The sequence below is a fragment of the Acetoanaerobium sticklandii genome (assembly GCF_000196455.1).
Taxonomy (GTDB): Bacteria; Bacillota; Clostridia; order Peptostreptococcales; family Filifactoraceae; genus Acetoanaerobium; species Acetoanaerobium sticklandii.
Genome location: NC_014614.1, coordinates 335,355 through 358,666, shown reverse-complemented (window position 1 = coordinate 358,666; position 23,312 = coordinate 335,355). Strand labels below are relative to the sequence as shown.

Sequence of the window (23,312 nt, the reverse complement as noted above, 5' to 3'; positions counted from 1 at the left end):
AGTAAAATTAATCTCTAAGAAGTTTACTAGCTCAGTATATATATTTAAAGTCAGGGAGATGAATATCATGAAAATTTATTTAAAAAAATTCCTATATCTTCAAAAGGGAATCCCATTGTTAGAGCTACTTGGTTTATTTTTAATAGCTATAACCTTATATGGAAATTTTGATTTATCTAATTACGCTACAATTTTAGGTGTCATTGGCTTCTTTATTTCTATATACAATAAAAGAATTTCTTTTATTGTTCTCAACGTATTTTTAATGTTCAATCGTCTTATTATTTTTTTCCTTATAGTAGTTTTAGGTTCATATTTAAGACTAAATTAATATATTTGCTTACTCTTATAAATTCTTTTGTTCTAAAATACCAAGCATTATCTCTCCTTTTACCCTACCCTTTACCTTGATAAACATTCTGAGATTACTTAGTCGCTTACAAAGCTTAAATTCAGATATATAAAAATTAAATATTGATAATGCTGAAAAATAAAAATAGTACAATACTATACTATCTTGCTAAAACTAACATATAGTATTAGAATAGTGTTAGAAGGTGTTCGAATAGTATTCGAATGTACTTGAATATTTAAATTAATATGAAAACGAGGTATAGAATATATGTTTAAGGAAAGCATTCACTTGGAACTAAAAAAAGAATATGTTAAAGATATATTAAAAACAGTGATTGCCTTTGCTAATACTTCTGGTGGTAAGATTTATATTGGAATAGATGATGACGGTAAGGTTTTAGGAGTACAAAGATTAGACACTGATATTTTGAAATTATCTAATTCCATAAGGGATTCTATAAAGCCAGATATAACTCTATTTGCTTCTATCTTGGTAGAAAAAATAGATGGTAAGGATGTAATTGTTGTTGATGTGCAAAAAGGAGCTTCTTCTCCTTATTATTTGACCGACAAAGGTATACGGCCTTCAGGGGTTTATGTAAGACAAGGGGCTTCTTCCGTTCCTGCCACTGATGCTGCCATTTTAAAAATGATTAGAGATACTGATGGAGATAACTTTGAAGAACTTAGATCTTTGAATCAAAATCTTGATTTTGATTTTTTAAAAAAAGAATTTGAGGATGCAAATATAAAGTTTGAACACTCTCAAATGAGAACTTTTAATATCATTGATGAGTATGGATTATATACAAATCTAGGCCTTTTATTGTCTGAGCAATGTCCACACACTATAAAAGCCGCAGTGTTTGAAGGTAGCACTAAGGAAATATTTAAGGACAGATTTGAATTTTCAGGGTCTTTGTTAAAACAAATGAAGGACGTATATTCTTTTTTAAATAGATATAATAGGACTAATTCTGAAATAACTGGTCTTAAAAGAACTGATACAAGAGAGTATCCTGAAATTGCCCTCAGAGAAGCTCTTTTAAATTCTATTGTTCACAAAGAATACTCCTATAGCAGCAGTACATTAATAAGTGTATTTGATGACAAAATAGAGATAGTTACTATAGGCGGCCTTACTAAAGGCCTCAGTGAAGATGATATCATGCTAGGGGTATCTATTTTGAGAAATAGAAATCTTGCAAATATTTTTTATCGCCTAAAATTAATTGAAGCATATGGAACTGGCATCCCTAAGATAATAGAAAGCTATAATGAATATAATGTAAAACCTAAAATAGAAATATCTAGCAATGCTTTTAAAATAACACTTCCAAATACCCTCAAAGAAAAATCAATATCTAAATTGGAAAAGAATTTGAGCGATAAGGAGTATTTAATAGTTAATATGTTAAAGGAAAATGAATATATCAAAAGAACAGATATAGAAAAAAATCTTTCAATTTCAAGTTCTATGGCTATCAAGTTGTTAAGAAATATGGTAGAAAACTCTATTATAGAGAAACTTGGAAAAGGTAAAAATGTTATATATAGATTAAAGTAATTTGATTTAATATACAAAAAACCCGTGTACTTCTTTTATTTAAAAAGGATACACGGTTTCGATTTTCTATTCCCACTCGATACACATAGCTATAATCATGGTGTTTTTGATTGTTTCTTGACAGATATTATTAACTATATTCGCAAATTTGTCTTAAATAATTTTTGCTGGTAAAGTTCTTGGAGTCAAAATGGAGTCAGTAGTAGCATTAAAAACAACTCTTTTTCCAAACGAAATGTTAGTTTATCAATAGCTATCCTATTTTCCTAAACTGAGAATTCAAGAATTTTTCTAAGGTTTCAACAACTGCCCTTCCTACATACCAAATCATAACTGGTGGAATAGCATTTCCTAATGCTCTATATTGCGCCGATTCACTACCAACTAAAACGAATTCTTCTGGAAAAGATTGAATTCTGGCAACTTCTCTTGGTGTAAATCTTCTATACCTACTACCTATCAATAAGACTGGGTCAGTACTGTTTAATGAAACTTTCGCTAAATGCGCACCCACTGTATTGCAAGGTTTATTTATATCCTGAGCTCTTCCCTTGTTCATAGTTGCTCTTTTCTTTAACATACCTTGTACAGCTTTTTCACTAAAAAAGTATTTCTCGGAGACTTCTGATTCAATCACCATACTCAAATTCAAAAATTCCCACTCATTAGCTATTATCTCTTCAGGAAAATTAAATTCTAATTCTAAATCTTTTCTAAAACCTATAATAATTACTCTTTCTCTTTTTTGAGGAACTCCAAAATTAACTGAATTCATAAGTTTATAACTCACGTTATATCCACTATCTTCAAACTCTTTAATTATTAATGGGAACGCCTCTTTATCATTTGCTGAGAGTATTCCTTTTACATTTTCAGCAACAAAACACATAGGTTGTCTATCTTTTAAAATTCTACACATTTCAAAAAATAATTTTCCTCTATCATCCTTCACACCCAATCTCTTAGGATTTTGAGCTACTATAGAAAATGACTGACAAGGGAATCCACCTGTGAGTATATCAAATTCTGGCAACTCATTAGAAGCTACCTCGCGAATATCTCTGTTGTCAGGCATGATATCAAAATTTTCTTCAAAAATTCTACATGCATTTATATCGATATCATTTGCATATACAATCTCCATATCGTTTTTTGCATATGAATTATCTAAAAATTTAAAACCCCCTAGTAATCCTACATCCGTACCACCACAACCACAAAATAGTGATGCCACTTTTAATTTTCCCATGCTAACAGCTCCTCAAAATATCCTGATTTAGTAGTATCAAAAATAATCTCAGCCCCATTTTTGGGCACCATCTCTATTAAATCATTTTTATACTGATGAACAGGATCTTGAATTATAAATAACCTGCGTTCATGTTTACTTATCATTAAACGATAAACAAAATATCTATCTTTAGTTGAAGATGCCGTATTCCATTCATTAGAAGTAAGATGAAATTTATTGAAATGTAAAGGCTTCGAACTTATTGTTGTTTTCACTTCAATATAACGTTTTTGCTCGTCCAATTCTACTGATTGTATATCATACCCCACAGCAAACTGATTTGGTATACGTTTTATCAAATGTATCAAATCATTTCTTCCCCCAATTTTCACCCTCTGGCATTCATGCCCATGAACAAGACTTTCTCCAATATCACCTATATCTTTCGTTGAAACTGAAGTGTCTGAAGCAAGTTTTTTCACAAATAAATCAAAGCTACTTCTTTTTAGCTCTTCATATTCTTTTGAATCTGAAGAAATAAAAGCTAATATATCAGTTGAAAAGTCAGTTTCACCCATTCCTCTATTAACAAATGCAAACCAATTTTTTTTGCAATTATTTATTTCTTGTAAAGAGGCTGTTTTATTACTAATAAATTGGTCATAATCATTAAACCATTCAGTAGATTTCACAAATTTTAAAATGGCTTCATTTTCTAAAGAATTAAGATAATATTGTTTCCCATCATAGCTTACTAGTAAATTCGCAATTTCCATATAATCTATAATATCTCCTGCATACCTAATAATATCTCCCGTCATATCATATTCAATTTCATCTTCTCTATTTTTCTCTATTCTCTTCCACGTCAAATCAGTATTTTCATTATCACGAACACAACGTAAATCGTTGAAAATGCAATGACATGCCTCTGCTTTGGTAATATAGTTTTTTTTCCCCATTATTTTTTCGCCACTTTGTATGACTTTTAGGATATATTGAGCTGGTTTGAAGTGAACTCCTTGTTGAATCAGTTTTAAGATTTCATGTGATTTAATATGTGCGCCAGGATATTGAAATGAAAATAAAAACATCTTAAAACTTTCTACTAAATCTTGTTTTTCTGATAGTTCAATAGCCCTTCTACCAGCTCTAGATGTCACTCCATCACTTTCTATAAAACCAAAAAGTGCAGAAATTTCTGTCCTCCAGTTATTAATTGTCTTTATTTTTCTATTAACATTCCCAGGATAACACTTAATTGCATTATTTAATTCATCAGCAAATTCATTACAAGGTAATTCTGGAATTTTTGATATTTCTTCAGCTACATATAAAAGAACATTCTCAATGTCTCCTTTAAACCTTGGTCTTACATGATGTAGTCGAACATAATACTCATTTGGTACCAGATACATTTTGATCACCTAATTCTTTAAAAGATTTTTAATCTTTTCCCCCAATATTTGTGCCATAATAGGTGGAACTGCATTTCCAACTTGTCTAAACTGCTGAGTTTTATTACCTAAAAAAACAAAATCATCAGGAAAAGATTGCAATCTAGCACTTTCTCTAACTGTAGGAACCCTATTGTATTTATAATGAAAATGATGTCTGTGCCCGGTATCTATAGTAGGAGCTGGCTTTTTACTATTAAATCTTGTCCATGCAACATTAAATTTCCGAGTATTCTTATACTCAATTGGCAAATCTTTATAATTGCCTCCATCAGGAACTAATGAGATAATATGCTTTACTTGTTCACTATGTTTTGCAGCTATATGATTTCTTAAAATACTAGAATGTTGTCTCATTATCTGCTGATAATCGTTTTGTGGGTCCTTATAATAAGGACTTTCTTCATTCCCTAAACAATCCTCCAGTGGCGGTAAATCAGACAACGCCATTTCGCATGTTACATAAGTATTCATTTTTTCAGGAAACTCAAATTCCTTATCTTGATGCCCAACAAAAATAACTCGTTTTCTACTTTGAGGAACACCATAGTCAGAGGCACACATTATTTCAAATCTAACTTTATAACCCATTTCAGAAAATTTTTCAATAATACTATCCTTTATTTTACCTTTAAAAAGACTAACTAAACCTGGGACATTTTCTATAACAAATGCTTTTGGTTGAATTTCTTTCACTAATCTTATAAAAGATAAATATAATTCATTTCTAGGATCCTCAAATTTCCTAGGTCCTGACAATGACATTCCCTGACATGGCGGTCCTCCCACAATTAAGTCAATTTTTTTATTTCCTATTACGTTGTTTATTTCATCAAAAGTTATTTCCCTTATATCTCCACAAATAGTTTTTGAATTCTTATGATTCAACTTAAAAGTTTCTAAAGCAGCTTTATCATTATCTATCCCCAGTAAAACATTAAAACCTGCTTGTTCAAAACCATAAGAAAGTCCTCCACAGCCACAAAATAAATCTATTAAATTCACCATATTCCTCCATTTTGAGTTTTCACTAAAGCTTTTTCTTCTTATCCACAGATTCTGTTGTTATCTAACTTTCTCTATATTAAACTTTATCATTTTTCTCTTATGCAAATTAGCACTATGCATTGAAATTATTTTATTTTTGCAACTTTACTTATGAGTATATGCTTTACATATTCCCTATGCTTTTAAATATTATATTCTACAGAAGTGACATTTACAAGGGAATATAAGCATATTCTATATTGAAACTATTGAGTAACCGACGTTCTTTTAATAAGACTCTACTTAATAATACTTTAAACTAAACATGAAAAAACAGCCCTATTGGACTGTCTTTAGCTCTCTTATGTTGGAGCTTCATTTATAAGACTTCTACTTAGATAAAAGGTTTCATAAAAGCATTATATCTCTTAGAATTTCCTTTTTTAACTCGTATAATATTTTAAGTTTATCATTTACACAAAAACACCCTTGAATGAACTCCTCCGTTACATAGATAAATTTTCTGCTTACATTATAACGATTAATTCAGTAATTGATTTATCCGATGAATTTAATTATATCAGATTCGAGGATATATCTAGTTTACTTTCACCATCATTTATTCTAACAGAAGCCCTTACTATATTAATTTTAATTATATATATCATCCAAAGTAATACTTTTATTATAATGCTAGTTCTATAATTTCAATAATTCTGTAAATATTTTCCTTCTTTCGCTATTAGACTGATTAGTAAAATCTACATTTTTAACCCAATCTATTAACTTAAGTTCAAGGTTACTATCTACCATCCTATTTTCATTATACGCATAAAATCCTGATAAATATAGTATATAATCCATCCTATCTGTAATATCTTTAAGATTATTTTCTACTATAAATTCTAATGCTTTTTCTAACGATAACAAAGTTAGCGATATAATTCTTTCTAATTTAGATACACTCAGTTTGGTTAGTATAGACTCTTTAGTATCAGATGGAATAGGTGCATAGTTGCTATTGTGAACACCCTCTTTTTCAATAACTTCATATGCTGGATTCAGGGCGGCTATTGGATATGATACATTTGTTGTGAATGGTAAAAATAATTCTCCAAATCCATATTCAATAGCTTTCTCTTTAAAAGGTTCAGTATAATCTGAATAAATATCTAAGTCATGTATTTTAAGTTTTGAAAAACTCATTTGCAATGCTGTAACTCTGCTTCCAGCGTTATTCAGAACTTCAAACCATTGTATTTGCTCTTCTTCAGTTAAATTTTCTGCGATATTTATAGTATAATTGTAACTTCTGAGTTTGGTACGAACACGTAAAGCTATTGCAAACAAGCTATTGAAGTTGTCTTTCTCCTTTAAATAGTCAATTAATATATCCTCTTCTTTATTTAGTAAAATTCCAACTGGTATTTGGCTTTTTGCAATACTACCTTCAACAATTCTAAAAGATCCTCTAGCAAAATCTAAAATAACGTTTCTAAAACTCTCATCGTTAGTAAAAGCTTTAAAATTTGTCGATAAACGCTGCTGACCATCTACAACAGACTGATGATCTCCTTTGATATTTTCCCAACTAATTAATTCTCTAGTTATAAATGAAATTTGTGGAACATCTTTGTCCGATAAATCGCTAATTTCATTTATTGAAATCGGCGCTACTGGAGCCTTTCCAAACAATTGGAAATTAAAGAGGTCTACTGCTTTCTGTAGATTCCAACTTAAATCACGCTGATATAAAGGTAATGTCATTTTATTGCTACTAATTTTTTCGCACATTGTAGCAATATCCATTTGATGTGTTTTTTTTGTAGGGTTAAAACTTGCTGCTGTTTCAATCTTAGAATTAATTCTCATATTTTCAACCTCCAATAATATTATACATTTGTGTTATTGTATAATATTATACTTTTGCTTACAATTTGTCAAGCAGCTACAAGTAGCAGCTACTTGTTTTTTTGTTTAAAACCGACTTTTTTAGCTATATTTCAACTCGCATTCTAGTAGCTGCTACACATTTTAGTCTTTCTAAATTTCTTTTGATTTAAATTTTCTATTTTAAATTTTTTATACTAATCTAATCTTTTAATTAAAATTATTCATTTATTATATATTTTTATTATTAATTCCACTGATTACTACTATATTTCACAATGATAAAATATTACAATTCCATATCTCTAGATTTCTTCTTCTTAGGTTTGTCCACTGCCATCTCTCTTTTCTTCGCTAAAGCTCTCTCCACTTTTTCTTCATAGGTTTCTTCTTTATTGTTTTCTTTAGGAATATTTTTTTGTTCTAATTTCTCTATTCTTTCTCTTTCAAGTACTAATATATCGAATTCATTTTCAAGCTTTATGATTTCTTTGTATATTATTCCTTTTTCTTTATCTATGCTAGAGTACTGCTGTTTTAGTTTTTGAAATACGGTTTTGTCTTTTATTCCTTTTAGTACTAGTTCTTTGTATTTTGGATATCTTTTTAAGAATTCTTCTACTTTTATGAAAGAGTTTTGATAGGCTTGGATATCTTTCTTATTTATTAGATTGTAGATTTTATCATTTGGATTTTTAATATGGCCCTCATAGTGGGCTCTTTTATTAACGCAGGTTTCTATATATGGTGTAACCTTTTTTATTGCTACTTCTTCTCTACATAGATTTTGAAATCTTATTCTATAATTTTTTACTACCTTAACTATTTTTCCTATTCTACTAGCTATATTAGCTTTAGTAGCCTCTATTTTTTCTATTCTAGCTTTTTCATTATTTAGCCACTCTATGAATCCACTAGTGAGTTTCTCATCTTTTCTCTTTGCAAAATTAGTTCTAATTGCTTGTCTAATATTGTCTTCTGTAAATGCTTCTCCTAAGGTTTTTGCACGTATAAATCTATCTTGGCTTTTATGTTTAAATGCTATATGCTTTCCCTGCTTTATTTCATAATCATACTTAATCATTAAATCTAGAAATTCTCTCCAGTTGTCTGCTAAATCTATTGCTGAAGATAGAGCTTCTTTAAGACTTGATTTTGCACTTTTCCCTAGCTTATCTTGTTTCCAATCAAACCAATTTGTAAATGTACGAGTTTTTAGATAATCAATGTCTTTTTGAATTTCTGGAGTAATTATTGAGAGATTATGTTCTTTGCAAATTCTATCACTTTTATTTCTAATTTTCATATATGATCCATAATATGATTGATATACTTTGCCTTGATTTACATCTACAGAATTAAAAATAACATGGTTATGAATATTATTTTTATCTACATGTGTTGCTAGTATATATTCATAATCTTGTCCAAATATGCTTTCGCATAGTTCTTTTCCTACTTTATGCGCTTCTTCATATGATACTTCTCCAGGAAGGAAGGATTGAATGAGGTGATGAGCTAAAGTCTTTGTTTTAGAATGAAATTGTTTTTTAGTTATTTCAAATTCTTTGTGAGCATTTTCTCTGCTGCATAGATTAGTTTTTACATAGATTTCTTCTAGAGTTTTTTCACTATTACATATATAGTCTATAGATTTTTTTAGGTTAGATTTTATTGGATGAATTTTGGTAATTGCCATTATAAAAATGCCTCATTTATTATATGGTTAGTTATCATTTCCCTTATATTTAGTATTAACTGTGCTTCTTCTTTGATGCAGCGTTCAAAAAATTTTAAAGCTTCCCTATCTACATGATTCATGTTATTTGCTATTTTAGTAATTTGATTTATGTTATTAGAATTTCTGCTAATCATTGAGCTAAGTTTTCTAAGTTCATTTCCAATTTTTCCATCTAGATCGATGGAAATTATTTTATTTTTTAAGATTGAATCTCTATAAAATTCTCTTTTAGTTCTATAGCTTGTCTGATTAAATCTTCTATTTATCTCATCCATTTCTTGTTGATTTACCATGAAATGAACTGTACAATCATTCTTTCTATTTACTTTATTTTTCATCTTTGATTTTCTCCTTTTATCTTTTGGGGTGTTAGGGGTGTCCCCTAAAAAAACAAATTTAATTTATCAAATTTCAAGCTTACTTTTTGAGCTGTGGTCAAAAAGTATATGCTTGCTATATCTACATTCATACAACTTTCGTGAGTAGCTTTAGATATAACTAGCACAAGAAAAGTCCTTAAGTAATTCAAAATCTTTAAATATATTTTTGGTTTACAAAGTTTTAAAATTTGCGCTACCACTACCAGGTCTTACTATTGCTAATTCTAGCTTGGTAGCGGTAGCGAGTTTTTTTAACTTTTCTCTAATCTACGTTTATAGAATTTTTTACTTACTCTATATACTCCATCTATTTTATATTTTTTACTTTTAGAACTCACTTCTACTTCCCATTCATCAGACATCTCTATAGCCATAATCTCTGAAAATATTTTTTCATTTGTATCTGGATATTTACTTGTATATTCTGCTGAACATAATATATCTGGTGTATCTGAAAAATTTATTTTCCAGTCCATGAATTCATGAAAATTCTGTACGCTTCTGTTATCTTTTTTATGGATTTGTATAACCAGTTCTAAATCTGATTTTAATTCTTTAGGTAATACAGATTCAAAGCAGTTTTGTTCATATAGATATACTGCTTGAGCTATCGCTCCATGAAAATATTTCCTTACAATTTCTTCATGCTGTTTTTTTGTGATAGTTTTTAATTGAGGAAATTTTTCCGTATCATACATAACTGGAATTTTGATATTTTTCTGATTAACTTGTACTGGAAGATATCTTCTTTCGCCAGTAAAATCACCTAGAAAAGTAATATCATTTGTTGTTGCAATTAATATACAAGTTCTCTTTATATCTTCAGAAAAACGAGCATAAGGAAGTCTTACTGTGCTAGTTCTAGATGATATGAATTGTTTTGCTTCATCTGCACTTTTGGCATTTCTAAGTGCTACAAATTCTTCTAACTCAACAACTATTTTCCCAAGCAAATTACTTACTGCATCTTTTCCTTTTATGCTACTTAATGAGCAGTACCATTCTGGAAGTAATGCTAGTTTTTCTATAAAACTTGTTTTACCTACTCCTTGCTCTCCAGTCAAAACTAAGAGTTCATCAAATTTACATCCTGGGTTAAAAACTCTTTTAACCATACCTATTAATACATGTCTAATAATCCATGAATTTAATGGTGTATCCTCTGCTCCTAAATATTTTGGAAGCAGCATAGAAATATATTCATTCCCGTCATATTCTAATGATTTTAAATACATCTTAGGTAAATTGACACTTCTTTTATTTGCAATAAAGCTAATGGCATCTTCCATCTTATTTTTTGAATACTTAATTCCATATTCCATTTCAATTTCTATTCCTACAATATTAGTTAACTGGTCTGTCCAATTTCTTAAAGAATTTTTATTATAGTCTTCTTCTCCTTTGACATATCCTAAAAATTTAATCGTCATAGAGCAGGTATCAAAAAATATTTCCCCTGCTACTATTCCCTTTCTTTTACAAAATTTTGGGTTGATTAATACAGTTATGAGATTAGCTTTTGTATCTTTTATTTCACCTTTTTTTGTGTAGTCTAGATTTCTATTTATATATTGCTTAAGACAGTTGTCCGAGAATTTAATCCAACTATTTGACATAGAAATCTCCTTTATTGTGATACTTTTTATATTGCCAATAATTAGAGTTTCCTATTTCAACTGCCTTTTTAATGCTCTTTCTTAAATATTTAAGGTATGATTCTCTATCTGTTCTTTTTGATTTTTCCTCTGCTCTACTTAGATTAGATTTCAAGAAAATATCTTCCATAAGATATTCATTTCCATGGGTATAACTATTTAGTAGTAATAGTAAATGAAAATCATCTTTGCTCCAATCTCCAGACACTAAAGCACCTTCAAAAAGTTCCTTTGCAGTATTATTGTATTTGCACATTATTTCTATTATAGAGTCTGCATCGGGTACTTCTTCTGTGATAGTAATAGATTTAGAATTTGATTTAGCTTTATATCTTTCATTAAGAGACATCTTTTTATATATTTTATCTAAATCAGATTGTCTATTGATTATATTTCTTGATGGATATATCAAAGTATTTGAAATTTCTCCTGTCATTGATATACAATGATTCTCTTTATATATTTCAATTCCTTTAGTTTGATTATTTATATTTTTTGGTATTTCTCCTTCAAGAAATATATGGATTCCACTACCTGAATGTGATATCTCCATATAGGTGTTTTCAAATAGCTTTACACATTCCTCTGCCAATTTATTTGAAAAAGTATTCTCATAAGTGATGCAGTTATCTAAATCTATACAAATAAATGGATCATGATTAGTTAATACAAATGCTACTCCATCACAGTTACTATTTTTAAGAGAAATTAAAGCATTATCAAAGTCTATCCAGGACTTTCTTTCATTCCATCCTTTTGCTTTAAAAGTAACTGGACTAATAGGTATTTTGCTAGTTTTTTTATTTCCATTTCTATCAGTTCTTATATATGTTTTAAATAAAATCCACTGCTTGTATTTTCTCATTTTATATGGAATATTGTTTGCATACTTTTCTGTGTTTATCATAGTCTCCTCCTATATCAGTATTGAAATTTCTGATACGACCTGATAAAATAATCTTGTCACGGATATATTATCAAGCTTTATTTTTTATCTTGCCTTTAGTCAATTGCTAAAGGCTTTTTCATTTTTTATCTCTTCATAAATTTCTAAAATATACATTAACAGCAACTGTTCTTCATCATTTAGTTTTCCAAACTTCTTAATTACTTTTGCTAATTGAAAAATTTCCATTGAAATTGATTCTGCCAATCTATAATCACTTTTTATATTTACTTCATGATTTAATATTGATTGAATAATATATTCTTGCTTTGAAATTCCAGTAATTGTGATTTTTCTATCCAACATATCAGATTCGGTCTGTGTAAGTCTGAAGCAAACTACTTTATCTCTTTTTCTATTTTTAGTTTTTATTTTGTTTTTCATATATTTTTTGTCTTTCATTTTTTTAGAGACACTTTCTGATCTAAACATCAATTTCCTCCTCATCATTTAGTAGTTCATCCCAACTAGGCTTATTTGAATTATCCCTAAGCTGCATCAATGACTTAGCCATATCACTTTGCTTACTCGGAAACAAATGTGCATATCTATAGGTTATATCTATTGATTCATGCCCTACTCTATCTGCAATTGCAATGGCTGAGTATCCTAATTCAATTAGAAGAGATACATGAGAATGTCTCAAATCATGAACTCGTATTCTTTTTACTGATGCTTTTTTACATCCTCTATCCATTTCATGATGCAGATAGCTCTTGCTTATTGGGAAAATCAAATCTTTATCTTTTAATTTGTAAAATCCTGATAGATACTCTTGTATTTCTCTAGAAAGAAACTCAGGCATTACAATCGTTCTTATACTTTTCTTGGTTTTAGGTGGAGTAATAACAATTTCTCCATTTAATTTTTGTACAGATTGGTCTACTTTAACTATGTTATTTTCAAAATCAAATTTTTCTTTTGTTAAAGCAAATAATTCTCCAATTCTTAATCCACACCAATATAGAATTTCAAATGCATAAAAAGATTGAGGCTTATCTTTTATTGCTGAAATAAATTTTTCATACTCCTCTTGGGTCCAAAATAGCATTTCATTAGCTTCTTTTTCTCCCATTGAACCTACATCTCTTGCAGCATTAGTTTTAAGGTTATAGTATTTGCAAGCATGGTTTAGAAGACTGCTTAACTGAGCATGTATTGTTCTTAGATATGTTGGAGAATATTTTTGACCTTTATCATCTCTTTTTTCCATTAATTCATTTTGCCAATGAATAATTGTAATAGATTTAATTTCATTCATTTTTATTTTTCCAAAGTATGGAAGTATTTTAGTGTTAACAATATATTCTTTAGTTTTCCAGGTATGTTCTCTTATTCTAGGTTTTTTATCTCTTTTGTATACTTCGAAGAATTCCTTAAATGTCATTTCTAATGTTCCAGATTGTTCATTCAAGAATTCTTGTTCCCATTCTTGTGCTAGTTTTTTAGTTGCAAATCCTCTCTTTTTCTTATTTATTTTTTCTCCTTTCCAATTCGTATAGGTAAATTTACAAAACCATGTACCGTTTTTACTCTCATCTTTATAAGCTCCCAAAGCATACTCCTTTCTCTACATAATTTGTACTATAGCAATATTTCTCCATAAAATATTGACGATTTACTTTTCCTCTTTGAGTCCTATAACCCATCTTGATTAGTTCTTCATTCATTTCATTAATGAGCTGATATGCTGTCGTTCGACTTACTCCTAAAAAATCTTGGACTTCTTTTGCATTCATAAAAATTTTATTCACAATTAATCATCCTTTCACAGGTTCTTTAAACTAAAAATCCATATAATAATTTATAGGATAAGTTAATACAGTTTTATAGTTCATATTCGAACTGTATTAATTGTAATTATATTAGTTCATTTTCGAACTGTCAAGCATTAATTATAATAAATAAAACTATACAAACTAGTTATTATGATATAATATATGAAATATTAACAGAACAATTGTGTATGGTTGTCCTTATTTTGATATAAATAATTGATATAAAGGAGTTAAATATGATATCAGGTAAGAAATTAAAAGAACTAAGACTTATAAGAAATTTGACTCAAAAAGAATTAGCCATTAAATCCGGAATTTCTGATGCAGCTATCAGGAATTATGAATTAGGGAATAGATCACCAACAAAACAGCAACTTGATAAAATTGCATCTGCTCTAAATTGTGATCCCGGAGCAATAACAGACCATAACTTATATACCAATATAGATTTTTATCAAATAATTTTTGATTTAGAAACAAACTTTACATTAAGACCTTACCGTGATGAAAGTGGTATGAGTTTTCTGATGAGTAATAGTCCTGAATTTAATGATTTTTTGAAAGAATGGGATGATATGAGGAAAAAGCACTACAACAATGAAATATCTGATGAAGAGTTTCGCGACTGGAAGATATCTTACCCAAAAAAATCTGCACTTCTAAAAAAATAAAAATCAAAAAACAAAAAAGACCCTAGATTTATTTCTAAGGTCTTTCTGATTACATGAATTCCACTTACTAACTATTCATCTAACTATTCTTTTTTATTTTTTTACCCAAATTAGTTCCATTATGAAATAACGAAGCCTTACAATCATTGATTTTAAAAGGTTTTAAGCTATTTGTAGTCTATTCCCACTCAATTGTCGCTGGTGGTTTTCCTGTTACATCATAGACTACTCTATTTACGCCTTTTACTTCGTTTACTATTCTAGTTGATATGGTTCCTAGCACTTCATATGGGATAGGATAAAATTCTCCTGTCATTCCATCAGTTGAGGTGATTGCTCTTAGGCCTACCATATATGAGTAGGTACGCTCATCTCCCATTACTCCTACGGTTTTTACATCTGGAAGTGTTGCAAATGCTTGCCAGATTTTTCTTCCTAGTCCTGCTTTTTCTAGTTCTTCTCTATAGATAGCATCAGCTTCTCTTAATATGTCGCATTTTTCCTCAGTTACTTCTCCTAGTACTCTGATTCCTAGTCCTGGTCCTGGGAATGGATGTCTAAATATAAGGTATTCAGGAATTCCTAGCTCTAGTCCAACATTTCTAACTTCGTCTTTGAAAAGCTCTCTAAGTGGCTCAACTAGGCTCAGCTTCATGTCTTCAGGAAGTCCTCCAACATTGTGGTGACTCTTGATTACAGCCGCTTCATCTGTTCCACTTTCTATTACGTCTGGGTAGATAGTGCCTTGTACTAGGAACTCTACATCCCCTAGCTTTTTAGACTCCTCTTCAAATACTCTTATGAATTCTTCTCCAATAATTTTTCTTTTTCTTTCTGGGTCAGTTACCCCAGCTAGCTTTGAAAGGAATCTTTCCTGAGCATTCACTCTGATTAGATTCATAGAGAATTCGTCTCTGAATATTCTCTCTACATCGTCACCTTCATTTTTTCTAAGTAGACCATGGTCTACGAATATACAGGTGAGGTTATCCCCTATGGCTTTATGTACGAGAACTGCTGCCACAGAGGAATCCACCCCTCCACTAAGGGCACAAAGGGTTTTTTTATCTCCCACCTGCTGTCTTATGAGCCTTACTTTATCATCTATGAAGGAGTCTGAAGTAAAATCGCCAGACAAAGCGCATACTTCAAATAGGAAATTACGAATTATTTTGTAGCCTTGCACTGTATGCTCTACTTCTGGATGAAACTGAAGCGCATATAGTTTTTTGTCTACATTTTCCATTGCCGCTACTGGACAGTCATGTGTAGCCGCTGTAATCGTGAAGCCTTCTGGAAGCTTATCTATTTGGTCTGTGTGACTCATCCAGCAGATGTTTGATTTATCAACATCTTTAAATAATTTTCCACCCGTATAGTTTATCTCTGTTTTTCCGTATTCTCTTTTTTCTGGTTTTGCTACACTTCCTCCAAGAGTTTTAGCTGTAAGCTGTGCCCCATAGCAGATTCCAAGTATAGGAATGCCTAGGTCAAATATTTCTGCCTGAATATCTGGAGCTCCAGGATCATTTACACTTGATGGTCCTCCTGTAAATATGATTCCTTCTGGCTTAACTTCCTTTATTTTTTCCATTGCTTTTTTGTAAGGTACGATTTCGCAGTATACTTTTGCTTCTCTAACTCTTCTTGCTATAAGCTGATTGTACTGTCCACCAAAATCTATTATTAGTACTGTTTCGTGTTTCATTATTTTTAGACCTCCATATTAGCACTGTAGTTAGGTGCTTCTTTAGTTACTGTAATATCATGAGGATGACTTTCTCTTAATCCTGCCGCTGTTATTCTTACGAACTCTGAGTTTTCTATGAGGTCTTTTATTGTAGGAGTTCCGCAGTATCCCATACCTGAGCGAAGTCCTCCAACCATTTGGAATATAAGCTCCGATGCTTCTCCTTTGTAAGGAACCATGCCTTCTACTCCTTCTGGTACTAATTTCTTTGCGTCTTTTTGGAAGTATCTATCTTTTGAGCCTTTTTCCATAGCTGCTAGTGAGCCCATTCCTCTATATGATTTAAATGAACGGCCTTTGTAGATTACTGTTTCTCCTGGACTTTCTTTAGTTCCTGCAAGCAGTGAACCTAGCATTACTGCTGAGCCTCCAGCTGCGATTGCTTTTACTACGTCTCCAGAGTATTTGATTCCACCATCTGCTATTATTGGAATATTGTGTTTAGAGGCTTCTTCGTAGCAATCCATAACTGCTGATATTTGAGGTACTCCTACTCCTGCTACTACTCTTGTAGTACAAATTGAGCCAGGTCCTATTCCTACCTTAACGCAGTCAGCCCCAGCTTCGATTAGTTCTCTTGTCGCTGGTCCAGTTGCTACGTTTCCAGCTATTATAGGAAGCTCTGGATATTTTTCTTTAGATTTTTTAACCGCCTGAATTACTCCTTGAGAATGTCCATGAGCTGTATCTATTACTATGATATCTACTTTAGCATTTACTAAAGCGTCTATTCTTTCCATCATGTCTTCAGTTACGCCTACTGCAGCTCCGCAAAGAAGTCTACCTTGGCTATCTGTTGCTGAGTTAGGGAATTTGATTTTCTTTTCAATGTCTTTTATAGTGATTAGTCCTTTTAGGTATCCATCTTTGTCTACTATAGGAAGTTTTTCTATTTTGTGTTTAGCTAGTATATGCTGAGCTTCTTCTAATGAAACTCCTTCAAGTGCTGTGATTAGGTTTTCGCTTGTCATAGCTTCTTCGATTTTTTTAGTGAAATCTGTTTCGAATCTTATGTCTCTGTTTGTAAGGATTCCTATAAGTTTATCTTGCTCATCTACTATAGGTACTCCAGATATACGGTATCTTCCCATTAGAGAATCTGCTTCTCCTAGAGTTTTATCTTTTGTTAAGAAAAATGGATCTACTATAACACCATGTTCTGAACGCTTTACCTTGTCTACCTCTAGAGCCTGCTCTGCTATAGTCATGTTTTTGTGTATTATTCCTATACCGCCTTCTCTTGCTACTGCTATCGCCATCCCATGCTCAGTTACTGTGTCCATACCAGCGCTCACTATAGGGATATTTAGTTTTACTGTTTTTGCTAGGTAAGTGGATGTATCTACCTGATATGGTAGTACGTTAGATTTTTGTGGAACTAAAAGTACGTCGTCGAAGGTAAGTGCTTCTTTCAGAATTTTTGCCATTAGATTATTTCCTCCTGTTTGGATACTAAAATTTAACTACTAAGTTGAAAATTGTTACAAAAAAACACCCGTGGGCGCATAGAGTGGCCGCACGAGTGTATTCCTCAATTTTAATATACACAGCGATCCACTCATAGTCGAAAATTTACGGTTTTCGGTAGAGACTTCCGGTCCATATTACCGGTATTATATGAGGGAAAAACATTTGAAATGTTCGTTATTTAGTTTGATTGTATTATAAGATATCAAAATAATCTGACCTTGTCAATGAATTAGAGACATTTATTTTTTAGTTTTTTCAAAGCATTGGAGGATATCGTTTTCCAATTTTTTGTATATATAATTTTTCTTGTTAAGAGCTATTATTTATTATGTCATTTATTTTTATTAAACAACCTCTGTTTATTAATGAATATCTATTATCATAAAATTACTATACTAAATACGCAATTTATATTTAATATAGTAATTTATTCTTATACTATGACTAATTCCTTATGGTTTATATCCAATATAGAAATTTTGGCTGTTCCTCCCAAGTTTTCTGTTACTAAGCCAGATAGTTCATTTAGGGCAGCTTCAAAATCCTCAGTTCTAGTTTCATCAACTAGCTCTATACATAAGAAAGCATGCTTCGTATTTTCTGTCAGCATAGTTCTTACAGATTCACGCCAGTTCCAGCATCTGCAGATAGCTCCCTTGTCGTCTTTGTATACTATTTCGCCTTCATATGGCGGCGCACTTTCCTCTGAGCCTAGGGTTATGAAATCTTCATTTCCTATTGCTTTTGTAAGTCTTACATCTCCTACAAAGGTTTCTATATCCTCTCCTCCACACGGCATACCGTATTTTAGAGATATTGAGTTATATATATCAACTAGAGGATTGATTGTCCCTATATGGTTTTCGTTATAAACTCTTTTTAGTAAGGCTTCAATTGAAGATCTCGCACCTTTTTTAGTCTTGAATTTTGTAAAGGCTTCTCTCCAAACTTTTATTACAGGATTTTTGCTAAAATCCCCTTCAGTAAAGAACTTATCTGTCTCTTTTTCTGCAGCTGCAAGCATAGGAGCATATTTAGCTTCATCTTTTATGGTGTTATCAATATCATTCGCTACGATGATTCCTATTTTGGCAGTTGGAAACAGCTCCCAGAATTCATTTTCAATTACAAATTTTTTCATAATTTTTTCCTCCTAATATAATATTTTTAGTATAAGATTACATCAATTCCCTTTTTTATCTGCTCAAAGCGTTCATCAGATATACCTAGCTTTTTCTGAAAATGCTCTTCTTCTAGCCTAACTACTTGTATTTCTTCAGGCTGTAGCTGTTTGATTATAGTTTTTAGCTTTGCTATCGATTCTTGGTCATCATTATATCCCTTTATGATTGTGATTTCAAATATAAACTTGCCTTTATACTGCTTATTAAACTCTATCATATTGGATATATATTCCTCTATAGTATACCCAGCTATTGGCCTTTGCACCTTTTGAAAATCCTCTTCTTCTAGAACTTTTAGCTCTCCAATTACTTCATCGCATTTGTTAGCAATTTTTCTACATTCATCCTTGCCTAGCACATATCCATTTGAAAGCAGACGTACCTTTACATTTTTAGATTTTATTAAATCAATTATTTCACTTAGCTTTTCGTTTACAAAGGCTTCTCCTTTTGAATTAATAAATACTAGCTCAATTTCATTTTTATCTATTCTTTCTAAAAGCTCTTTTATGTCTTGCTCTTGATCCTCAAACGAAACTTTCTCATCAATTTTATTTTGAGAACGTCCTATAGGGCAAAATATGCAGTCAAAATTACAATATTTTTCTGGGAGCAAATTGACTTCCAAAACCTTTACACCATCTTCAAAATACACATCTTTGTAAGTAAAAAAACTCATATTTATCTCCTCCATTTTATATAGTATACGCCAATACATAGCCGTTAAATTGTGCTTATATTAAATAGATATTTTTGTTAGTTTTTCTTAGCATTTTGTATTAGTCGTTTGCAATTTTTTGTTAAAAACAGCGCTACAGTTATGGCTACCATAGCCTCCGTAAGCGGAAAGGTAATCCACACTCCAATAATCCCAAATGCTCTTGAGAGTATAAAAGCAAGAGGTATGATTAGAAAGAATCCTCTTATCAGAGATATAAGCTGAGCAGGTGCTGGGTTATCCGTTGATGTAAAGTACATGGAAATTATTATGTTAAATCCTGCAAATATACCTGAAGTGAAATACAGTCTTAGTCCAGTAATTGCAATCTCTTGCAGTTTTGGATTCCCATCGCTGTTAAACAGCAGCGTTATAGAATCAGCAAAGGTTGCTGTAGTTATGTAGATTACAATAGCAAGTCCTAACATAGTAATTAGAGCATATTTTAATGTCTTATTGATTACCTCTTTTTCACTTTTGCCATATGCCTTTGTGATTAGGGGCTGTATTCCCTGAGCTATTCCTACGAACATAGCATTTACTACTAGAGCAATATTGGCAATGACTCCATAGGCTGCTACTCCAGTGTTTCCCTCTAATCTAAGTATTATAAGATTAAACACTATCATCACCACACCTGCTGAAAGTTCTGTGATAAGCGAGGGTAATCCTAGAGAAAATATAGTCTTTATTTTACTCAATTTTAGTTTTATCTTTACCAAGTAAAAGCTGTTATTTTTCTTTATAAAATGCACAGAAATTACTATCATGCTTATTATAGGTGATACTCCTGTCGCTAGCACCGCTCCGAGCATCCCCATTTTAAATTCAAATATAAATATATAGTCTAAAATTATATTTGAAAGACTTCCAACTAGCATTGCTGTCATAGAAAGCCTAGGCTTTGAATCGTTTCTCACAAAGCATATGAGAATCTCATTTACAATAAATAACGGTGTGAACAAAAGCATGACTTTTAAGTAGGTATTTGTCATTGCAAATATTTTGCTATCTGCTCCTAAAATATGAGCTAGCCCTTCTGAATAAAAATACCCTAATAGCATAAATATAAGCGAGATTAAAAGCGCTAGATAAATAGTATTTGTAAAAATGCTATTTGCTTTATGCTCTGATTTTTGGCTTTTATATATGGAGTATTTCGTTACTCCGCCTATTCCAAGCATAAGACCACAGCCATGAATAAAGCTGTAAATTGGGATAGCTAGATTAAGAGCCGCAAGCCCATCTGCTCCCACTCCATTTGCTATAAAAAATGTATCTGCAAGTATGTAGCACGATAATCCTACCATCCCTAGCACATTTGAAAGTGAGTACTTTGTAAAGTTTTTTAATATTGATTTGTCTTTTAATGCTATGTCCGTTTTCATATTGCTTCCTTCTCTTTCTCATCTCAAAAACAAAAGCGCCAGCACTTCCTATCTTCAATGGCCTAACGATAGGAAAGCTGACGCCTAGATTTCTTTACCCGGCGGCAAAGAAACAACTGCGAGTTATTTTTTTAGAATTATAGCACAGTGTAGTTCTATATACAATATTTTTTTGAAATTATTTCTTTTTATATGCTTTTAGCAACGCTTTAATTCCCGTTTAACTTTTTTTATATGGTATAATATTTTGGTAAAATCTTTAAATATTCAAAAAACTTATTTTTATAATATGAAAAAAATCTATTCAAATAATATAATTAAAAATATTAATATCTTCTGTTGATTAGTGATGAATTATTTATATCTACTACATTTATAAAAAGGAGCATAATTATGTATTTACTTAGACATCTTAAGGATTTTTTAATCACATATAAGCGGCAATATCTCCTTGGGGTAACTGCTCTTATAATCGTAGACCTGCTTCAGCTTATCCCACCTAAAATCATAGGGTCAATTACAGACTCTATTAAATCTGGAACCATAGATGCAAGCGGCATAACTCTATATGGCTTTATAATCATAGGTATAGCCTGTCTCGTGGCCATATTTCGATATTTCTGGCGTATGAATATCATAGGAAGTGCTAGAAAGCTTGAGTGCTGGCTGAGAAATAAGCTGTTCATTCACTTAGAGGATATGACCCCGGAATTTTTTAACTACAGGAAAACTGGAGATTTAATGGCTCATGCTACCAACGATATCCAAGCCATCCGTATGTCTTTTGGACCCGGTGTCATCATGACTACAGATGCTATAGTGATTTCTATAACTACCATGGTCATTATGTTTTCAACTATAAATCCTAAGCTTACTATTTGGGCACTACTGCCTCTGCCTTTCATGGCTGCCCTAGTAACTTTTCTTGGCAAAAAAATTCAAAAGCTCTATAAACAAGTTCAAGAAGCTTTTTCAGGACTTAGCGACCATACCCAAGAATCAATCAGTGGGATAAGAGTTATAAAATCCTTCGTAAGAGAAAAATCATCGCTTAGTAATTTTGAAAACACCAGTGAAGTTTATGTAAATAAAAATATGAAGCTTGCAGCTATTTATGGCTTTATGTTTCCTATGATAGGCTTTATTTCTTCTATCAGCTTTCTTATCGCCTTGCTTCAAGGGGGAAAGATGGTTATAGATGGCTCGCTGTCACTAGGTGATTTAGTTGCTTTTATCACCTATCTAGGCATGCTAATATGGCCTATGATGGCTATAGGCTGGGTAATCAACAGTATGCAAAGAGGGATTGCTTCCATCAAGAGAATTAACGAAATACTAGATACTGCTCCTGCTTTAATCGATAAAGAAACTGCTATTTGGCCAGAGGAGTTCACTCCGAGGATAAGCTTTGAAAATGTTTCATTCAAGTATCCTCAAAGTGAAAATTTTGCTCTTAGGAATCTGGATTTTCATATTAATAAAGGCAAAACCCTCGCTATAGTAGGCAAAACAGGAAGCGGAAAGTCTTCAGTATCATCCTTACTTTTGAGATTTTACTCTCATAGTGATGGGATTATAAAGGTTAGCGATACTAATATAGAAGATTTAAAGCACAAGAAGCTAAGAGAAAAAATAGGCTATGTACCTCAATAAGCTTTTTTATTTTCTTGCAGTATCCATGAAAATATAGCCTTTTCTAATCCTGAACTTCCTAGAGAAAGGGTAATAGAGGTTGCTAAGATAGCAGCTATAGACGAGGATATAACTGAATTTCCTGCAGGCTATGACACTATTGTAGGAGAAAAAGGAGTCACCCTATCTGGAGGCCAAAAACAAAGAGTCGCTATTGCAAGAGCTCTTATTAAAAATCCTGAAATTTTAATTCTAGACGACTGTCTGTCCGCTGTTGATACTAAAACTGAGGAAAAAATTCTAGGTCATCTTAAAGAGGTTATGAAAGACAGGACAAGTATTATAATATCTCACAGAATTTCAGCAATTAAGGATGCTGACGAAATTCTTTATTTAGAAGACGGAGTAATAACAGAAAGAGGAACTCATAGTGAGCTACTAGTTCAAAAGGGAGCTTACGAAGACCTCTATCGCAAACAACTACTAGAAGAAAAGCTAGACAAGGAGGTGTAG

At 31.4% G+C, this 23,312-nt stretch carries 20 protein-coding genes, 1 pseudogene and 1 riboswitch; of the genes and pseudogenes, 5 read left to right on the top strand and 16 right to left on the bottom strand.

The window, feature by feature from the left end:
- The first annotated feature begins 67 nt into the window (after positions 1 to 67).
- Together CLOST_RS01715 and CLOST_RS01710 are read left to right on the top strand one after the other, a co-directional pair.
- Positions 68 to 331, top strand: coding sequence for a hypothetical protein (locus tag CLOST_RS01715; RefSeq protein WP_013360536.1), 264 nt, complete (start codon positions 68 to 70; stop codon positions 329 to 331).
- Between the two features lie 291 nt (positions 332 to 622).
- Entirely contained in the window at positions 623 to 1,921 is a 1,299-nt protein-coding gene (locus tag CLOST_RS01710; RefSeq protein ID WP_013360534.1) for an RNA-binding domain-containing protein, read from the top strand.
- Positions 1,922 to 2,174: 253 nt separating this feature from the next.
- On the opposite strand, the gene CLOST_RS01705 is transcribed toward CLOST_RS01710, so the two are convergent.
- From CLOST_RS01705 to CLOST_RS01650, 11 genes are all read right to left on the bottom strand, one after another.
- A complete protein-coding gene (locus CLOST_RS01705; RefSeq protein ID WP_041487071.1) occupies positions 2,175 to 3,170 on the bottom strand; it encodes a DNA cytosine methyltransferase in 996 nt (331 codons plus the stop codon).
- Positions 3,158 to 4,570 (bottom strand): protein NO VEIN domain-containing protein, encoded by a 1,413-nt coding sequence (locus CLOST_RS01700; protein WP_013360532.1) that lies wholly within the window; start codon positions 4,568 to 4,570, stop codon positions 3,158 to 3,160. Before CLOST_RS01700 ends, CLOST_RS01705 begins: the two co-directional genes overlap by 13 nt.
- A gap of 9 nt (positions 4,571 to 4,579) precedes the next feature.
- Positions 4,580 to 5,617, bottom strand: a complete 1,038-nt coding sequence (locus CLOST_RS01695) for a DNA cytosine methyltransferase (RefSeq protein WP_041487070.1) — start codon at positions 5,615 to 5,617, stop codon at positions 4,580 to 4,582.
- A gap of 678 nt (positions 5,618 to 6,295) precedes the next feature.
- Positions 6,296 to 7,468: a GmrSD restriction endonuclease domain-containing protein gene (locus tag CLOST_RS13380; RefSeq protein WP_013360530.1), complete on the bottom strand. Its 1,173-nt coding sequence runs from the start codon at positions 7,466 to 7,468 to the stop codon at positions 6,296 to 6,298.
- 307 nt (positions 7,469 to 7,775) lie between these two features.
- Entirely contained in the window at positions 7,776 to 9,185 is a 1,410-nt protein-coding gene (locus CLOST_RS01680; protein ID WP_013360529.1) for a relaxase/mobilization nuclease domain-containing protein, read from the bottom strand.
- The gene (locus tag CLOST_RS01675; protein WP_013360528.1) at positions 9,185 to 9,565 is read right to left on the bottom strand and encodes a plasmid mobilization protein; all 381 of its coding nucleotides are present in this window, start codon (positions 9,563 to 9,565) and stop codon (positions 9,185 to 9,187) included. The genes CLOST_RS01680 and CLOST_RS01675 overlap by 1 nt, the downstream gene beginning before the upstream one ends.
- A 293-nt stretch (positions 9,566 to 9,858) precedes the next feature.
- The gene (locus CLOST_RS01670) at positions 9,859 to 11,223 is read right to left on the bottom strand and encodes a VapE domain-containing protein (RefSeq protein WP_013360526.1); all 1,365 of its coding nucleotides are present in this window, start codon (positions 11,221 to 11,223) and stop codon (positions 9,859 to 9,861) included.
- Positions 11,213 to 12,169 (bottom strand): phage DNA-polymerase or DNA-primase, encoded by a 957-nt coding sequence (locus tag CLOST_RS01665; protein ID WP_013360525.1) that lies wholly within the window; start codon positions 12,167 to 12,169, stop codon positions 11,213 to 11,215. Before CLOST_RS01665 ends, CLOST_RS01670 begins: the two co-directional genes overlap by 11 nt.
- Before the next feature lie 99 nt (positions 12,170 to 12,268).
- Positions 12,269 to 12,640 (bottom strand): plasmid mobilization protein, encoded by a 372-nt coding sequence (locus CLOST_RS01660; RefSeq protein ID WP_013360524.1) that lies wholly within the window; start codon positions 12,638 to 12,640, stop codon positions 12,269 to 12,271.
- Complete coding sequence (locus CLOST_RS01655; RefSeq protein WP_013360523.1) at positions 12,633 to 13,763, bottom strand: site-specific integrase; 1,131 nt, start codon at positions 13,761 to 13,763, stop codon at positions 12,633 to 12,635. Before CLOST_RS01655 ends, CLOST_RS01660 begins: the two co-directional genes overlap by 8 nt.
- The gene (locus tag CLOST_RS01650; protein WP_013360522.1) at positions 13,750 to 13,962 is read right to left on the bottom strand and encodes a helix-turn-helix transcriptional regulator; all 213 of its coding nucleotides are present in this window, start codon (positions 13,960 to 13,962) and stop codon (positions 13,750 to 13,752) included. The genes CLOST_RS01655 and CLOST_RS01650 overlap by 14 nt, the downstream gene beginning before the upstream one ends.
- Positions 13,963 to 14,222: 260 nt before the next feature.
- Between CLOST_RS01650 and CLOST_RS01645 the strand changes: the two genes are divergently transcribed.
- Entirely contained in the window at positions 14,223 to 14,657 is a 435-nt protein-coding gene (locus tag CLOST_RS01645) for a helix-turn-helix domain-containing protein (protein WP_013360521.1), read from the top strand.
- 178 nt (positions 14,658 to 14,835) lie between these two features.
- Here CLOST_RS01645 and guaA read toward each other — a convergent pair whose 3' ends face one another.
- The 5 genes from guaA to CLOST_RS01620 form a co-directional block, all read right to left on the bottom strand.
- Complete coding sequence (gene guaA / locus CLOST_RS01640; protein WP_013360520.1) at positions 14,836 to 16,365, bottom strand: glutamine-hydrolyzing GMP synthase; 1,530 nt, start codon at positions 16,363 to 16,365, stop codon at positions 14,836 to 14,838.
- A 5-nt stretch (positions 16,366 to 16,370) separates the two neighbouring features.
- Complete coding sequence (gene guaB, locus CLOST_RS01635; protein WP_013360519.1) at positions 16,371 to 17,834, bottom strand: IMP dehydrogenase; 1,464 nt, start codon at positions 17,832 to 17,834, stop codon at positions 16,371 to 16,373.
- Between the two features lie 114 nt (positions 17,835 to 17,948).
- Positions 17,949 to 18,048: riboswitch (purine riboswitch) on the bottom strand.
- Between the two features lie 262 nt (positions 18,049 to 18,310).
- Complete coding sequence (locus tag CLOST_RS01630) at positions 18,311 to 19,018, bottom strand: B3/B4 domain-containing protein (protein WP_013360518.1); 708 nt, start codon at positions 19,016 to 19,018, stop codon at positions 18,311 to 18,313.
- 26 nt (positions 19,019 to 19,044) lie between these two features.
- Complete coding sequence (locus CLOST_RS01625; RefSeq protein WP_013360517.1) at positions 19,045 to 19,740, bottom strand: radical SAM protein; 696 nt, start codon at positions 19,738 to 19,740, stop codon at positions 19,045 to 19,047.
- 77 nt (positions 19,741 to 19,817) lie between these two features.
- The gene (locus tag CLOST_RS01620) at positions 19,818 to 21,167 is read right to left on the bottom strand and encodes an MATE family efflux transporter (protein WP_013360516.1); all 1,350 of its coding nucleotides are present in this window, start codon (positions 21,165 to 21,167) and stop codon (positions 19,818 to 19,820) included.
- A gap of 393 nt (positions 21,168 to 21,560) precedes the next feature.
- Here CLOST_RS01620 and CLOST_RS01615 point away from each other — a divergent pair.
- Positions 21,561 to 23,054: pseudogene (locus CLOST_RS01615) on the top strand (ABC transporter ATP-binding protein); the annotation flags it as partial.
- Positions 23,055 to 23,120: 66 nt separating this feature from the next.
- Positions 23,121 to 23,312, top strand: coding sequence for a Lipid A export ATP-binding/permease protein msbA (fragment) (locus CLOST_RS14065; RefSeq protein WP_013360514.1), 192 nt, complete (start codon positions 23,121 to 23,123; stop codon positions 23,310 to 23,312).

What these genes read in the sequence shown, in the direction of transcription:
- CLOST_RS01715 (WP_013360536.1), top strand. Translation starts at nt 68, where the DNA reads ATGAAAATTTATTTAAAAAAATTCCTATATCTTCAAAAGGGAATCCCA.
- CLOST_RS01710 (WP_013360534.1), top strand. Translation starts at nt 623, where the DNA reads ATGTTTAAGGAAAGCATTCACTTGGAACTAAAAAAAGAATATGTTAAA.
- CLOST_RS01705 (WP_041487071.1), bottom strand. Translation starts at nt 3,170, where the DNA reads ATGGGAAAATTAAAAGTGGCATCACTATTTTGTGGTTGTGGTGGTACG.
- CLOST_RS01700 (WP_013360532.1), bottom strand. Translation starts at nt 4,570, where the DNA reads ATGTATCTGGTACCAAATGAGTATTATGTTCGACTACATCATGTAAGA.
- CLOST_RS01695 (WP_041487070.1), bottom strand. Translation starts at nt 5,617, where the DNA reads ATGGTGAATTTAATAGATTTATTTTGTGGCTGTGGAGGACTTTCTTAT.
- CLOST_RS13380 (WP_013360530.1), bottom strand. Translation starts at nt 7,468, where the DNA reads ATGAGAATTAATTCTAAGATTGAAACAGCAGCAAGTTTTAACCCTACA.
- CLOST_RS01680 (WP_013360529.1), bottom strand. Translation starts at nt 9,185, where the DNA reads ATGGCAATTACCAAAATTCATCCAATAAAATCTAACCTAAAAAAATCT.
- CLOST_RS01675 (WP_013360528.1), bottom strand. Translation starts at nt 9,565, where the DNA reads ATGAAAAATAAAGTAAATAGAAAGAATGATTGTACAGTTCATTTCATG.
- CLOST_RS01670 (WP_013360526.1), bottom strand. Translation starts at nt 11,223, where the DNA reads ATGTCAAATAGTTGGATTAAATTCTCGGACAACTGTCTTAAGCAATAT.
- CLOST_RS01665 (WP_013360525.1), bottom strand. Translation starts at nt 12,169, where the DNA reads ATGATAAACACAGAAAAGTATGCAAACAATATTCCATATAAAATGAGA.
- CLOST_RS01660 (WP_013360524.1), bottom strand. Translation starts at nt 12,640, where the DNA reads ATGTTTAGATCAGAAAGTGTCTCTAAAAAAATGAAAGACAAAAAATAT.
- CLOST_RS01645 (WP_013360521.1), top strand. Translation starts at nt 14,223, where the DNA reads ATGATATCAGGTAAGAAATTAAAAGAACTAAGACTTATAAGAAATTTG.
- guaA (WP_013360520.1), bottom strand. Translation starts at nt 16,365, where the DNA reads ATGAAACACGAAACAGTACTAATAATAGATTTTGGTGGACAGTACAAT.
- guaB (WP_013360519.1), bottom strand. Translation starts at nt 17,834, where the DNA reads ATGGCAAAAATTCTGAAAGAAGCACTTACCTTCGACGACGTACTTTTA.
- CLOST_RS01630 (WP_013360518.1), bottom strand. Translation starts at nt 19,018, where the DNA reads ATGAAAAAATTTGTAATTGAAAATGAATTCTGGGAGCTGTTTCCAACT.
- CLOST_RS01625 (WP_013360517.1), bottom strand. Translation starts at nt 19,740, where the DNA reads ATGAGTTTTTTTACTTACAAAGATGTGTATTTTGAAGATGGTGTAAAG.
- CLOST_RS01620 (WP_013360516.1), bottom strand. Translation starts at nt 21,167, where the DNA reads ATGAAAACGGACATAGCATTAAAAGACAAATCAATATTAAAAAACTTT.
- CLOST_RS14065 (WP_013360514.1), top strand. Translation starts at nt 23,121, where the DNA reads ATGAAAGACAGGACAAGTATTATAATATCTCACAGAATTTCAGCAATT.